The organism is Ligilactobacillus ruminis ATCC 27782 (genome assembly GCF_000224985.1).
Taxonomy (GTDB): Bacteria; Bacillota; Bacilli; order Lactobacillales; family Lactobacillaceae; genus Ligilactobacillus; species Ligilactobacillus ruminis.
Map to the genome: position 1 here is coordinate 903739 of NC_015975.1, position 13665 is coordinate 917403.

General features: G+C 45.8%; 15 protein-coding genes. 11 read left to right on the forward strand and 4 right to left on the reverse strand.

Annotated features, from left to right (window positions below; genetic code table 11):
• Nucleotides 1-110: 110 nt before the first annotated feature.
• Both LRC_RS12355 and LRC_RS04605 read right to left on the reverse strand, forming a co-directional pair.
• The gene (locus tag LRC_RS12355) at nucleotides 111-245 is read right to left on the reverse strand and encodes a hypothetical protein (protein WP_014073350.1); all 135 of its coding nucleotides are present in this window, start codon (nucleotides 243-245) and stop codon (nucleotides 111-113) included.
• Nucleotides 223-1350, reverse strand: a complete 1128-nt coding sequence (locus LRC_RS04605) for an IS256 family transposase (protein WP_014073351.1) — start codon at nucleotides 1348-1350, stop codon at nucleotides 223-225. The genes LRC_RS12355 and LRC_RS04605 overlap by 23 nt, the downstream gene beginning before the upstream one ends.
• A 131-nt stretch (nucleotides 1351-1481) precedes the next feature.
• Between LRC_RS04605 and LRC_RS11215 the strand changes: the two genes are divergently transcribed.
• The 8 genes from LRC_RS11215 (at nucleotide 1482) to LRC_RS04640 (ending at nucleotide 8683) form a co-directional block, all read left to right on the forward strand.
• On the forward strand, nucleotides 1482-1628 hold the full coding sequence (locus LRC_RS11215) for a hypothetical protein (protein ID WP_241531257.1): 147 nt from the start codon (nucleotides 1482-1484) through the stop codon (nucleotides 1626-1628).
• A 118-nt stretch (nucleotides 1629-1746) separates the two neighbouring features.
• The gene (pyrH, locus tag LRC_RS04610; protein WP_014073352.1) at nucleotides 1747-2466 is read left to right on the forward strand and encodes a UMP kinase; all 720 of its coding nucleotides are present in this window, start codon (nucleotides 1747-1749) and stop codon (nucleotides 2464-2466) included.
• Between the two features lie 219 nt (nucleotides 2467-2685).
• Nucleotides 2686-3246, forward strand: a complete 561-nt coding sequence (frr, locus tag LRC_RS04615; RefSeq protein ID WP_003694053.1) for a ribosome recycling factor — start codon at nucleotides 2686-2688, stop codon at nucleotides 3244-3246.
• 108 nt (nucleotides 3247-3354) lie between these two features.
• Nucleotides 3355-4143, forward strand: a complete 789-nt coding sequence (locus LRC_RS04620) for an isoprenyl transferase (RefSeq protein WP_014073353.1) — start codon at nucleotides 3355-3357, stop codon at nucleotides 4141-4143.
• Nucleotides 4143-4934 (forward strand): phosphatidate cytidylyltransferase, encoded by a 792-nt coding sequence (locus LRC_RS04625; RefSeq protein WP_014073354.1) that lies wholly within the window; start codon nucleotides 4143-4145, stop codon nucleotides 4932-4934. Before LRC_RS04620 ends, LRC_RS04625 begins: the two co-directional genes overlap by 1 nt.
• Nucleotides 4935-4953: 19 nt before the next feature.
• The gene (rseP, locus tag LRC_RS04630) at nucleotides 4954-6231 is read left to right on the forward strand and encodes an RIP metalloprotease RseP (protein WP_014073355.1); all 1278 of its coding nucleotides are present in this window, start codon (nucleotides 4954-4956) and stop codon (nucleotides 6229-6231) included.
• A 50-nt stretch (nucleotides 6232-6281) separates the two neighbouring features.
• Entirely contained in the window at nucleotides 6282-8000 is a 1719-nt protein-coding gene (locus tag LRC_RS04635) for a proline--tRNA ligase (protein WP_014073356.1), read from the forward strand.
• Nucleotides 8001-8074: 74 nt separating this feature from the next.
• Nucleotides 8075-8683, forward strand: a complete 609-nt coding sequence (locus tag LRC_RS04640) for a GNAT family N-acetyltransferase (protein WP_014073357.1) — start codon at nucleotides 8075-8077, stop codon at nucleotides 8681-8683.
• Nucleotides 8684-8795: 112 nt separating this feature from the next.
• Here the strand turns inward: LRC_RS04640 and pdxT are convergent, their stop codons facing one another.
• Both pdxT and pdxS read right to left on the reverse strand, forming a co-directional pair.
• Entirely contained in the window at nucleotides 8796-9368 is a 573-nt protein-coding gene (gene pdxT, locus LRC_RS04645) for a pyridoxal 5'-phosphate synthase glutaminase subunit PdxT (RefSeq protein ID WP_014073358.1), read from the reverse strand.
• Between the two features lie 4 nt (nucleotides 9369-9372).
• Complete coding sequence (gene pdxS, locus LRC_RS04650) at nucleotides 9373-10251, reverse strand: pyridoxal 5'-phosphate synthase lyase subunit PdxS (protein WP_014073359.1); 879 nt, start codon at nucleotides 10249-10251, stop codon at nucleotides 9373-9375.
• Between the two features lie 111 nt (nucleotides 10252-10362).
• On the opposite strand from pdxS, the gene pdxR reads away from it, so the two are divergent.
• From pdxR to grpE, 3 genes are all read left to right on the forward strand, one after another.
• A complete protein-coding gene (gene pdxR, locus LRC_RS04655) occupies nucleotides 10363-11793 on the forward strand; it encodes a MocR-like pyridoxine biosynthesis transcription factor PdxR (RefSeq protein ID WP_014073360.1) in 1431 nt (476 codons plus the stop codon).
• Between the two features lie 213 nt (nucleotides 11794-12006).
• A complete protein-coding gene (gene hrcA / locus LRC_RS04660) occupies nucleotides 12007-13038 on the forward strand; it encodes a heat-inducible transcriptional repressor HrcA (protein WP_014073361.1) in 1032 nt (343 codons plus the stop codon).
• Nucleotides 13039-13063: 25 nt separating this feature from the next.
• Nucleotides 13064-13654: a nucleotide exchange factor GrpE gene (grpE, locus tag LRC_RS04665; protein ID WP_014073362.1), complete on the forward strand. Its 591-nt coding sequence runs from the start codon at nucleotides 13064-13066 to the stop codon at nucleotides 13652-13654.
• The last annotated feature ends 11 nt before the right edge of the window (nucleotides 13655-13665 follow it).

Genomic DNA, 13665 nt, shown 5'->3' on the forward strand with positions numbered 1-13665 from the left:
GCGAATGCATCCATGTCTGTCCACTATCACTCTTGAAGGAGCTGTCAAGGGTGCGCCATCTGCGCACCTCGAAGAGGTTCCCTTGACAGCTTCGGAAAGAGTGATACACCTTACGCAGCTCTTAGTTTTTGTTGTTCCTCTGCCAATTCTTTTAGTTCAGCAACCGTCTTAGACTTGATCATTTTTGCGTAGGTTGCCGGACTGAATATGGCTTTCTTGGAGCTAACGACATCGTTTCTTTCCAACAGAACGGAACCCCATCAGCCGCATCAGCGAGTTCTCGTTTGGGAAGATTCCGATGACGGAAGAACGTCGCTTCAGCTCTTTGTTCAGTCGTTCTATATGGTTTGATGTTCTGAAATATCTCCGCAAATTCTTAGGAAGCGCCATGACGGTCATGGCACTTTCAAAGCCTTCATCGAGGCATGACATGGCAGATTCAGCAACATCTCTGTAATCAGCGATGATTTCATCACGTTTTTTACGTGCATCTTCTATAGTTTCGCAGTTCCACATTTCCTGAAGTTCGGCTCTGATGCCTGCCTGATATTTTTTTGGTGATTTTCCCGAAATGTTCCTGGCAAAATGAAACTGGCACCTTTGCCATGGAACCTCAGGAAATACCTTACTGACGGCATCCTGAATACCTTCATGAGCATCAGAAGTGATCATCAAAAGCCCTTGGAGGCCACGTTTTTTCAGTTTTTGGAGAAAGGAATTCCAAGTTTCTTTGGATTCGTTGTCATATACTTCAAATCCAAGGATTTCACGATGTCCTTCCTGATTCGTACCATAAGCGATCATAAACGCTTTGGAAACAATTCTGTGTTTGTCCCTGACCTTGAAGTAGGTTGCATCCACTATTAAAAAAGGGTAGTCTCCGGTCAAGGGTCTGTCCTTGAACTCATTGACCTTTTCAATCAGATCCTTGCATACTTCTGAAACTGAGGACTTAGAAAATGTCGTTCCGCACAAAGTTTCCATGATATTCGACACTTTACGCGTCGCTACTCCGCTGACAACCATCTCCGCCATACTGGCGATCAAGGCAGCTTCGCTTCGGGAATAGTTCTCGAAAACAAGAGTCTTAAAAGGAACATTGCGATGTCTCGGCACAGTTAAGGTGATTTTGCCTATCCGTGTCTTGAGCTCGCGTTCTCGAGTGCCGTTGCGGCTGTCCGTGCGTTCTTCTGACCGTTCATAAGGCTCAGCCTTGAGCTGAGCAGTGGATTCCGCCATCAGAATACTATTGAGACTTTTACGAAGCAGTTCGCGAAATGCCTGATCGTGATCCTTTGAAAGAAGTTGTAGAATTTCCTCTTGATTTAAGGTAATATTTAATTGGGCCATTTGTTCATCCTCCTAGTATTATTGTTGTTTGTTGATTTAATTATACCTGGGAGCTGAGCACTTGGCTCTCTTTTTTTTATCAATTTACACCATTATACGGGCATAACCGATACGAATACGAGTCGGATACGATGCAATTGATCAGAAATCAGCATGGAATTCCGAATTGCAGCATTGCGGTTTTTGAATACGAGTCTGAAACCGAGAATTTCGTGTTGGAAAATTTGGTAGATCCGCTTCGTTGGGGTCATAAAGACGATGATGTCGTAAAACTCTGAATTTCACGATGGAAATCTTTTTAGAAAAGCAGTTTGAAAGCATATGAAAATAATGGTATCATATCTTAGAATGGTTTATGGCCTATAATGAATCAAGATTTAGGAGGAATTAACTCAGATGGCGGATATTAAATACAAACGTGTTGTTTTGAAATTGAGCGGTGAGGCATTGGCCGGTGAAGCAGGCCATGGCATCAATCCACCCGAAATCCGTAAAGTTGCCGAAGAAATCAAGGAAGTTCATGATCTCGGAGTCGAAATCGCGATTGTTGTCGGCGGCGGCAATATGTGGCGCGGCGAAGCAGGTGCAGCGATGGGCATGGAACGTGCGCAAGCCGACTACATCGGCATGCTCGGCACGGTGATGAACGCGTTGGCATTGCAGGATAATTTGGAATCGGTCGGGGTTCCGACACGCGTTCAAACGGCGATTGAAATGCGCCAGGTTGCTGAACCTTATATCAGAAGAAAAGCCATGCGTCACCTCGAAAAAGGCCGCATCGTGATTTTTGCCGCTGGGACCGGTTCTCCATATTTCTCAACTGATACGACTGCTGCGTTACGTGCCTCAGAAATTAACGCCGATGTGATTTTGATGGCCAAAAACGGTGTTGACGGGGTATATTCGGCAGATCCTCGTCAAGATGAAAATGCGGTCAAGTATGACAATTTGACGCATCTTGATATTATCAACAAAGGTCTTAACGTAATGGATACGACGGCATCCTCCCTTTCAATGGATAATGATATTCCGCTTGTCGTCTTCAATATGAATAAGCACGGCAACATCAAGAAAGTTGTTGTCGGTGAAAATATCGGTACGACGGTTACGAAATAATTGACAGCTTTAAAAGCCGGGTGCGCAGTTCCCGGCTTTTTTGATGTCAGATTATTTTTGACAAATTTACTTTGGTTAGATAACATAGTATTTGGTGATGATTTGGAATTATCTCGTGATATCAATGATAATTTCCTCAAAAAGGTTGACTTGAAAAAGCAACGGATACTTAAATACTTGATCGATGATTTATCGATAATCAGGAAGGAAGAAATAACAATGGGTGTTAGTTCAGAACTAGTTAAATATCAAGAAAAGATGCAAAAAGCAGAAGCCGCTTTGCAGCATGAGCTTGGCGGGATTCGTGCCGGCGTCGCCAATGCCAGCCTGCTCAATCGCGTGATGGTTGAATACTACGGTGCTCCGACTCCGCTTAACCAAATGGCGCAAATTTCAGTCCCTGAAGCACGCGTTTTGCTTGTTACGCCATATGACAAGTCTTCTTTAAAAGACGTCGAACATGCCTTGTTGGCATCAGATCTCGGCTTGACGCCGATGAACGATGGCAGTGCAATTCGTTTGGTCATTCCGCAGCTTACTGAAGAACGACGCAAGGAACTTGCCAAACAGGTTCGTGCGGCGGCTGAAAAGGGCAAAGTTGCGGTCAGAAACGTTCGTCGCGAAATGATGGATTCATTAAAAAAGGCACAAAAGAACGGCGACATGAGCGAAGACGTGCTTCATGATCTGGAAGACGAAGCACAAAAGATTACGGACGCTTCAATCAAGAATATTGATGGAATTACGGCTGCTAAGGAAAAAGAAATTTTGGCAGAATAGTCAGCTTTCCGAAATAACGGGGCAAAACGGCGCAATTTCAGGCAGAATGCGCTCAGCTGCCCCGTTATTCTTGTATCTGCTGAAACATGATTCGGAGGTTTTGAAAAGATGTTTTCAAAATTATTTAAGACGAATTCAGAAAATGAAACTGAAGAAGTCGATTTAGATGAAAATAAGATTCCAAACCATATCGCTGTCATCATGGACGGCAACGGACGTTGGGCGCAAAAGAGACATTTGCCGAGAGTTGCCGGACATAAGCAAGGGATGGAGAACGTAAAGGAAATTACCAAAGCAGCAAGCAATCTTGGTGTCAAAGTTTTGACGCTTTATGCATTTTCAACTGAAAATTGGAAGCGTCCCAAGTCTGAAGTCAGTTTTTTGATGGATCTTCCTTCAAAATTTTTTGACACGTTTGTTCCTGAATTGATTGAAAACAACGTCAAGGTAAACGTGATGGGGTATACGGATCAATTGCCGGAAAAGACGCAAAAAGCCGTTTTTGATGCGATTGAGCAAACAAAAAACTGCACGGGAATGATTTTGAACTTTGCTTTGAATTACGGTGGCAGAGCAGAGATCGTGACCGGCGTCAAAAAAATTGCCGAGAAGGTTCAAAATAACGAGCTTGCTGCAGATGAGATTGATGAAGAAACGATCCGCAAGAGTCTGATGACGGCATCCGTTTATCCGTATGATGATCCGGACCTTTTAATTCGGACAAGCGGTGAAGAACGCATTTCCAACTTCCTGTTGTGGCAGCTTGCTTACAGCGAGATGGTTTTCACCGATACTTTTTGGCCTGATTATTCTCCGGCTGATCTGGCGGAAGATATCAGCAAATTTCAACAACGAGATCGTCGTTTCGGCGGTCTGAACGAGGGGGACAAAAAATAATGAGAACACGTGTCATTACGGCAGTCGTGGCTTTGGCCGTTTTTATTCCGTTATTATTGATTGGCGGCGTGCCGTTTAATGTTTTGGTTTTTGCAATGGGCATTGCCGGAATGTCTGAATTTTTAATCATGAAAAAAGAGCTGATCGTTTCCGTTGAAGCATTGCTCAGTTTTATTGGTATTGCGGTGATGCTTGCGCCTGGCCAGTGTGCAAGGTTTTTGCCGAAAAACGTCACGACGCTTGATGCTTTTTATTTCGTAATGCTTGCGCTTTTGATCTACACTGTTTTTTCAAAAAACCGCATTTCGTTTGATGATGCAGGCGTTACGGCTTTAGGTGCGCTCTATGCCGGGATGGGCTTTCATTTGATGATGCAGGCTCGTGCCCAAAGCGTTTGGGTCATCTTATATGCGCTTTTGATTGTTTGGATTACCGACTCTGGTGCTTATCTGATTGGTCGAAAGCTCGGCAGGCACAAACTTGCGCCGCATGTCAGCCCCAACAAGACGTGGGAAGGGTCAATCGGCGGAAGTCTCGTGAGCGTAATCGTCGTTGGCCTTTACCTTGCATTTTCACCGGTCAAGTTTGCCTATGGCCTTCCGATTATGCTGTTGTTGACGGTTGTTTTGTCTGTCGGCGGTCAGATCGGCGATTTGATCGAATCTGCTTTCAAACGTCATTATGGCGTTAAAGATTCCGGTAAAATTCTTCCGGGACACGGCGGAATTTTGGATCGCTTCGATTCATTGTTGTTTGTGTTGCCATTGATGCATTTGTTCGGCCTGATTTAGGCCAGAGAGGAATCTGCCCGTGATTACGACAATAATAACTTTTATCATCGTCTTTGGAGTATTGGTGTTCGTACATGAATTCGGGCACTATTTCTTCGCTAAGCGTTCCGGAATTCTGGTGCGTGAATTTTCCATCGGCATGGGGCCAAAAATTTACGCGTATCACAAAAACGGAACAACTTATACGCTGAGGATCTTGCCTCTTGGCGGATACGTTCGCATGGCCGGACTTGAAGATGAGGAAGATTCTTTAAAAAAAGGACAGCCGATTTCGCTGTTGTTGGACGATAACGGCATCGTCAGGAAAATCAACGCATCTTCCAAGATGACTTTGTTAAATGCAGTGCCGCTTGAGGTGTCTGCATGGGATCTTGATCAAGAATTATGGATCAAAGGTTATGAAAACGGTGACGAAACAAAAGAGGTAACCTATCAGGTCGATCACGATGCGATGATTATCGAATCAGACGGAACCGAGGTTCAGATTGCACCGCTTGACGTTCAATTTCAATCGGCGGCGCTTCCTAACAGGATGATGACGAACTTTGCCGGGGCATTGAACAATTTTTTGTTGGCAATCGTTGCGTTTGCGCTCGTAGCGGTAATGCAGGGCGGCGTCATTACCAATACGACGACGCTTGGTCAAGTGCAGCACGATTCCGTTGCGCAAAAAGCCGGGTTGAAAAAGGGCGACACGGTTGTTTCGATCAACGGCGAAAAGGTTGCCGATTTTTCGGAAATGGCTGCAAAAATTGATGCCAACCCGGGCAAAAAACTTATTTTTAAGGTCAAACGCGGCAAAGATCAGGTTCTAAACATCAGCCTCAAACCCAAGACGGTGACTGAAGACGGCAAAAAATCAGGCAAAATCGGGGTGATTGCAAAACAGGCAGTCAACCGCTCTCCGATTGCGATTGCCGAGTACGGGTTTGTTCAAACGTGGAACGTCATGAAAAAGATTTTTGCGGCTTTGGGAGCAATGATTCACGGATTCAGCTTAAATGATCTCGGCGGCCCCGTCGCGATGTATTCATATACTTCAAAAGCGGCTCAGTATGGCGTTGTCAGTGTTATTTCGCTGCTCGCGTTTCTATCGGTCAACCTTGGAATCGTCAACCTGCTGCCGATTCCTGCTTTGGATGGCGGCAAGCTTTTGCTGAACGTTATTGAAGCTGTCAGAGGCAAGCCAATCGATCCGAATAAGGAAGTCGTTTTGACTTTGATCGGTTTCGCATTTATGTTGATTTTAATGTTTTTGGTAACGTGGAACGATATTCAGCGGTATTTCTTCCGCTAAGATGGTGTATAATATTACAAGTAAAAATTTGAGAGGGGTATCTGCTTTCTATGAAACAGTCAAAATTGTTGATTCCTACTTTAAAGGAAGTGCCAAGCGATGCTGAAGCAATCAGCCACCAATTGATGCTTCGCGGTGGGTACATCAAGCAAATTACGGCGGGGATGTATGCATATCTTCCGTTGGCATATCGCGTTTTGCGCAATATTGAAACAATTATCAGAGAAGAAATGGAGAATATCGATGCGGCTGAAATGCTGGTTCCGGCTGCTCTTCCTGCAGAACTTTGGAAACAAACCGGTCGTTATGAAACATATGGCCCGAATCTTTTCAAATTCCAAGATCGTCATGAACGTGACTTCATTTTGGGACCGACGCACGAGGAAACATTTACGACGATCGTGCGCGATGCCATCAAGACATACAAAAAGCTGCCGATTACGCTTTATCAGATTCAAACGAAGTATCGAGACGAGAATCGTCCGCGCTTCGGGTTGCTTCGCGGTCGTGAATTTATCATGAAAGATGCATATTCGTTCCATGCTGAAGAAGAAAGTCTTGATAAGACGTTCCGCGATATGGACTCTGCTTACACGAACGTTTTCAATCGCGTCGGGTTGAACTTCCGCTCGATTATCGGTGATGCCGGAGCAATGGGCGGCAACAATTCCAAGGAGTTCATGGCGATTGCTCCGATTGGTGAAGATACGGTTGTTTATTCTGATGAAAGCGACTATGCTGCCAACTTGGAAATGGCTCAAAACAAGCGAACGATGCCAAAGTCGCATGAAACGTTGGGAGAACTGCAGAAGGTGGCAACTCCCGGAGCCAAAACAATTGATGAGGTTGCTGAATTCTTGGGTTCTTCAGCCGATCGTGAAATCAAGACGCTGCTTTTCATTGCTGATGAAAAGCCGGTCGTTGTTTTGATGCACGGAAATGACGAAGTCAATGAAGTCAAGCTTAAAAATTATCTTTCATGCGACTTCTTGCGTCCTGCCGAAGAAGATGAGGCAAGAAAATACCTCGGTGCAGGCTTCGGTTCGCTCGGCCCCGTCGGAGTTTCCGAAGAAATCGAAATTTTGGCTGATCTTGACGTTGAAAACATGGCAAATGCCAGCGTCGGCGCAAACGAGGACGGTTTCCACTACCTCAATGCCAACCTTGGTCGCGATTTCAGCGTAACTCATTTTGCAGATCTCAGAACGGTTCAAGAAGGGGAAATTTCGCCTGACGGAAAAGGCCATCTCAAGTTTACGCGCGGAATCGAAATCGGACATATCTTCAAGCTCGGCACGCGCTATTCCAAGGATTTGGATGCCGTCGTGCTTGACGAAAACGGACGTCAGCTTCCAATCATCATGGGCTGCTACGGCATCGGCGTTTCCCGTTTGCTTTCTGCAATCGTTGAACAGCATTCTGATGAAAACGGCATCGTTTGGCCGCGTTCAATCGCACCGTTTGACGTGCACGTGATTCCGGTCAACATCAAGAAGGAAGAACAGGTCGAACTTTCCGAAAAGGTGACGGAATTGCTTGAAAATGCAGGGTATAAAGTCCTCGTCGATGATCGCAGGGAACGTCCGGGCGTTAAATTTGCCGATTCCGATCTGATTGGAATTCCTGCCAGAATCACGGTCGGCAAAAAGGCTGCTGAAGGCATCGTCGAAATCAAGCTGCGTCGCACGGGTGAAACGCTTGAAGTCAAGCTTGACGAATTGCTCAACTCGCTTCAGATTTTGCTCAAAGAAGAAAGCCTGGCTAAATAATTTTTGAGATAAAGCGTTTCTGATATTGTCAGGAGCGCTTTTTTTGGATAAAATTGACGCATAAATCAAAAAGGATGATTGATATGGCGAAAACAACTTTAAGATTTGCAGAAATCGATGATGCAAACGAGCTGCTTCAAATTTATGCTCCGTACGTTGAGCAAACTGCTATCACGTTTGAATATGATGTTCCCACGGTAGCCGAATTTTCAAAAAGAATCAAAAATACCAAGGAGAGGTATCCTTACATCGTTGCGGAGAGTGACGGCAAAATCATCGGCTATGCTTATGCCGGCACGTTTAAATCCAGGGCTGCCTATGACTGGGCAGTTGAAACGTCCATCTACGTTGCAAAAGACGATCGCGGTCATGGGACGGGCACGCTGTTGTATGCCGCGCTTGAAGCGATGCTGAAACTTCAAGGCATCACCAACGTCAATGCCTGCATCACGTATGCGGATCAAGAAGATGAGCATCTTACGCACGGAAGCGTTGATTTTCACAAAAAGCATGATTATCGACTCGTTGGAAGGTTCAAAAAGTGCGGTTATAAATTTGACACGTGGTATGACATGATTTGGATGGAGAAGTTCATCTCAAGACATGTCGTTCCGATGCCTGCAATAAAATCAATCAAAGAAATTGAAGACGAAGCCGAACGGACGCTTGAATCGCTTTCGTGAAAGCATTAAGAGGATAAAAAAATAAAAGTCCGGATGAGTTTCAAGCAACTGAAACTCATCCGGACTTTGTTTTAAGATCATCACGGGACTTTTTTCAAAGCTGCCGTTTGTTTCAAATGAATTTTTCTGCAAAATATTCATGAAAGCTTGCATCGTCGGTCAGTTCCGGATGAAAAGACGAAACCAGCATGTTGTCCTGTTTTGCACAGACGATGTTGCCATCGACCGTAGCCACGGCTTGTGCTTTTTGTCCGAGTTCTGTGATGTAAGGAGCACGGATAAAAACGAGCGGAAGCGGATCTTTTGAAATTTCAGGAATTTCTTTTTCGCATGAAAAACTGTCAAGCTGAGATCCGTAAGCGTTGCGTTTGACGGTGATGTCCATCGTTGACAGATAGCGTTCGTCTTGATCTTCAATGTTTTTGGCGAGCAAAATCATTCCTGCACAAGTCCCCCAAACGGGCAGACCTGCTTCAATCGACTGTTTCAAAGGTTCGGTCAGATTAAAGTAGTTGAGCAGACGTCCCATCGCAGTCGATTCACCGCCTGGAAGAATCAGGCCATCGACTTCTGCGATCTTTTCTTTGGTTTTGACGATGACGGGCTCGATTCCTGCGAGTTTTTTAAGCTTTTCTCGATGTTCTTCGATTGCGCCCTGCATGCCTAAGATTCCGATTTTTTTCATTTGCTTACCATCCGCGCTTGTCGAGGTGTTCTTCTTCAGACAAAGCATCGCAGTTGATGCCGACCATGGCTTCGCCGAGATCTTCAGAAATGACAGCGAGTTTTTCCGGATCATCGTAGAACGTGGCAGCTTCGACGATTGCCTTGGCACGTTTCTTCGGATTGCCGGATTTGAAGATGCCTGAGCCGACGAAGACGCCATCCGAACCAAGTTGGAGCATCAAGGCAGCATCGGCCGGCGTTGCAACGCCGCCGGCGGCAAAGTTGACGACCGGAAGCTTGCCGTTGTCGTGAACGTACTGAATCAGATCGAACGGCGCAGCGTATTCTTTGGCGAGATGCATCAATTCAGGCTGCGACGCTGCTTGAACGCGTCGAATATCCTGCTGCATCGTCCGCATGTGGCGAACGGCTTGCGAAACGTCGCCCGTGCCTGCTTCGCCCTTGGTTCTGATCATGCTGGCTCCTTCGCCGATGCGTCTGAGCGCCTCGCCAAGGTTTCTGGCACCGCAAACGAACGGAATGTCAAACGAGGACTTGTCGATATGATTTTCGTAATCTGCCGGCGTCAAAACTTCTGATTCGTCTATGTAGTCGATTCCGATTGCCTGCAAAATCTGCGCTTCGACGAAGTGACCGATTCTTGCCTTTGCCATGACCGGAATCGAAACTGCTTCTTTGATTTCGCGAATCATTTTCGGATCCGACATGCGTGCAACACCGCCTTCTTTGCGGATGTCCGCCGGAACGCGTTCCAAGGCCATGACGGCGACCGCTCCAGCGTCTTCTGCGATTTTGGCCTGTTCGACGTTCGTCACGTCCATGATGACTCCGCCCTTTAACATTTGAGCCAAGTTCTTGTTTAAAGTGTAGCGATCTGACATATAAAATTCCTCCTTGAATGCAGATAAGTCCCTTGATAAAATTGTAACGTAACAATTTTGAAGAATTTCCAAGAGTCAATGACATTATAATCAAAAGCGAGGTGCGTGACAATGGAACAAGACATAAAACAAGAGATTGTATCGATACAGTTGGATAGTGAGAGCATGATTCCGCTGTATGTTCAGCTTTATCGCCATATCAAACAAATGATCGAGCAGGGAAAACTGAGCACCAATTTCAAGATGCCCCCGATCAGATGGATGGCAGAAAAGCTTCAGATCAATCCGGGAACAGTTGTCAGAGCATACAAGGAGCTTGAAAAGAACGGCTTTTTGATCAGCAAGTGGGGCAGCGGCAGCTTTGTGGCTGAAGTACCGCTTTATGAAAGCGAAGAATCTGACGAACAAACCGCATTCGCGTATCAAAGCACTGCATTTTCAGAAGGAATGATCGACATGTCAAGCGTTGCGCTCGATCCGGACAGATTTTCCGCCAAAAGCTTCAAACGCGCCGTCAATCGCGTGCTTGACGCTTCGGGCGGCAGAGCCTTTACGGTTGAAGACAATCTTGGGTGCTATTCGCTAAGAGAATCGCTTGCGCTTGAGCTTTCCAAACGCAAGATAATGACTTCGCCCCAAAACGTGCAGGTGATTTCTGGCGCTCAGCAAGGGATCGATATTTGCGCGCGAGCAATGATTGAACCTGGCGACTGCGTGTTTGCGGAAGATCCGACCTATCCCGGGGCGCTCGAATCGCTTCGGGCGAGCGGTGCCAAAATCATCGGAATTCCGATTGACGAAAATGGCCTTCGCGTTGATGAATTCGAAAGAAAACTGGAAGTTTTTCGGCCAAAGCTGGTGTATTTGATGCCAATCGTGCAGAATCCGACGGGGCTTTCAATGTCGCAAAAGACCAAGCGCAAGATTTTGGGACTGGCGCATTTTTATGATTTTTACGTCATTGAAGACGATTATTGCAGCGGAATTTTGTACGATGAGGTCGAATCGGCTCCGCTTAAAGCCTATGACCGCGACGATCGCGTAATCTACATCAGAAGCTTGTCGCAAATGTTCGTGTCCGGGATGAGACTCGGATATCTGATTATGCCGAGCAAGCTTGCCGACAGCCTGAAAAGCGTCAAGCGAATGACCGACATTCAAACTTCAGGTTTGATTCAGCGAATTTTTGACTATTATCTGCGCAGCAATTTATGGAACGAGCATAAAACAAAGCTTCAAGAGTCTTATCAGCATCAATTTGCCGCTTCCTGTCGCATTCTTGATGAAAAATTCAGAGCTTCGTTTGATTGGTGTCTTCCGTCAGGAGGTTTTTGTTTTTGGATCAGACTGAAAAACGGACTTTCAGCCAAAAAAGTCGTCGAAGAATCGCGCAAGCGGGGACTGATCATTTCAAACGGAGACGCATATTACGTTTACTCCAAACCTGACGATCATTTGCGGATTTCAATCGCGCAGGTCAGCGAAGAAAAAATGATCGAAGGCTTTGAAAGATTGGCAGAAGCGATTGCCGAGATTTCTTAGTAATTTTTTAATAATTTTTAGCAGAAAAAATGCAAGGTGCCAAAAGCCGCGTCATTCTTAGCACTCTAGCATGAACAGTGCTAAAAACAGGACGAAAAAGCCGCTGAAATCACGTTTTTATGGTGTTATCCGCTTGACAAGATTGCCAACCTTGTGTATATTAATAATTGACTTAGCACTTAGATGTGTTAAGTGCTAAAAAGAGGTGATTGTATGTTAACTGAACGACAGCTTTTGATTCTTGAGGCAATCATTCGCGACTATACGAATGAGGGACAGCCAATCGGATCGAAACGTCTGGAACAGCAATTGCCTATTCATGCAAGTTCGGCAACGATTCGAAATGAGATGGCTGCGCTTGAAAAACTGGGCTTGATCGCAAAGGAGCATTCAAGTTCCGGGAGAATTCCTTTGGAACGAGGGTATCGCTATTACGTCGACCATATCATGAAACCTGCCAAGATAGACAGGGGCGCGGTTCAAAACATTCGACAATCGTTTGGGAATGAATTTCAAAAGGTTGATGAGATTGTCGCCACTTCGGCACGGATTTTGTCTGATCTGACGAAATACACGGCTATTTCGTTAAAACCTGAATCAGCCGACATTCGGTTGGAAGGGTTCAGGATGGTTCCGATTGGCGATCGGCAAGTCATGGTGATTCTTGTTACCAGTGACGGCACGGTTGAAAGTCAGATGTACAATCTTCCGGCAGGAATTCATGGCGACGAGCTCGAATCGGTCATTCGCGTCATTAATGACAAGGTTGTCGGCTTGTCACTGAATCAGGTGGTTGCCAAGTTGCATGAATGCTTGCCCCTCATTACGAAGTATTTGCATAAGCCTGACGGATTCATGGATGCGTTTGGCAGCATCCTTGACAAAGCGGTCAAAAAGCAGGTATACGTAAGCGGCAAGACGAATCTTTTGAGCTTTGCGCACTGGGAAGACCCGGAGCAGATCAAAGCTTTGTATTCGCTGATCGATCAGTCGGCGAACCTTGGAATGCTGCTTGAAAACAGGGACGGTGACGTTTCCGTCAAATTGGGATCCGAGCTTTCGGATGCGCTTTTGTCCCATTACAGCCTTGTTTCTGCAGCGTATGATGACGGTAATAACGGTCAGGGAATCATTGCGATTCTTGGTCCGACGAACATGCCGTACTCAAAAGTCATCGGCCTGCTCGATGCATTCAGAGATGAGCTTACGCAGCGCATCTTTGATTATTACCAGCATCTGAACTGAATTTTGAAAGAAAAGGGGTGTTTACGTGGCTGAAAAAGATCAAGAAAAAAAGCCTGAGGTTTCTGAAAAGGAAAAAGTGACGGCTGAAAAGAACGTCGATCAAGACACTGCAAAAAAAGAGCCCGAAAAAAAACAATCAAGCGAGGAAACGGACGAGGAAACGGAAAAGAAGCTTTCAGATCTCCAAAAGAAATATGATGAGCTGGAAGACAAGTATCTGCGTGCCGAAGCCGAGATGCAGAACATGACCAAACGCTTCAAAAAAGAACAGCAGCAGCTGCTCAAATATGAAGGACAAGACCTCATTCGAGAGATTTTGCCGGTCGTCGACAACTTGAATCGCGCTTTGCAGATCGACGTCAAGGAGAGCGGTTCCGAACAGCTTAAGCGAGGAATCGAGATGGTTCAGCGAGACATGGAAAAGGCTTTGAAAGACAACGACGTCACAAAGATTGAAGCATTGGGACAAACTTTTGATCCGACGCTTCACCAGGCCGTTAAAGCGGTGCCCGTCGAAGAAGGTCAAAAAGCCGAAACGATCGTTGAAGTCTATCAAGACGGCTACATGCTGAAGGATCGCGTTTTGCGTCCGGCAATGGTCGTCGTTGCACAATAATTAAGGAAATC

Excerpts from the sequence above, each read along its gene's own strand:
- LRC_RS11215 (WP_241531257.1), top strand. The coding sequence starts at position 1,482 with ATGCAATTGATCAGAAATCAGCATGGAATTCCGAATTGCAGCATTGCG.
- LRC_RS04640 (WP_014073357.1), top strand. The coding sequence starts at position 8,075 with ATGATTGATATGGCGAAAACAACTTTAAGATTTGCAGAAATCGATGAT.
- pdxS (WP_014073359.1), bottom strand. The coding sequence starts at position 10,251 with ATGTCAGATCGCTACACTTTAAACAAGAACTTGGCTCAAATGTTAAAG.
- LRC_RS04635 (WP_014073356.1), top strand. The coding sequence starts at position 6,282 with ATGAAACAGTCAAAATTGTTGATTCCTACTTTAAAGGAAGTGCCAAGC.
- pyrH (WP_014073352.1), top strand. The coding sequence starts at position 1,747 with ATGGCGGATATTAAATACAAACGTGTTGTTTTGAAATTGAGCGGTGAG.
- LRC_RS04605 (WP_014073351.1), bottom strand. The coding sequence starts at position 1,350 with ATGGCCCAATTAAATATTACCTTAAATCAAGAGGAAATTCTACAACTT.
- frr (WP_003694053.1), top strand. The coding sequence starts at position 2,686 with ATGGGTGTTAGTTCAGAACTAGTTAAATATCAAGAAAAGATGCAAAAA.
- pdxT (WP_014073358.1), bottom strand. The coding sequence starts at position 9,368 with ATGAAAAAAATCGGAATCTTAGGCATGCAGGGCGCAATCGAAGAACAT.
- pdxR (WP_014073360.1), top strand. The coding sequence starts at position 10,363 with ATGGAACAAGACATAAAACAAGAGATTGTATCGATACAGTTGGATAGT.
- hrcA (WP_014073361.1), top strand. The coding sequence starts at position 12,007 with ATGTTAACTGAACGACAGCTTTTGATTCTTGAGGCAATCATTCGCGAC.
- LRC_RS04625 (WP_014073354.1), top strand. The coding sequence starts at position 4,143 with ATGAGAACACGTGTCATTACGGCAGTCGTGGCTTTGGCCGTTTTTATT.
- LRC_RS04620 (WP_014073353.1), top strand. The coding sequence starts at position 3,355 with ATGTTTTCAAAATTATTTAAGACGAATTCAGAAAATGAAACTGAAGAA.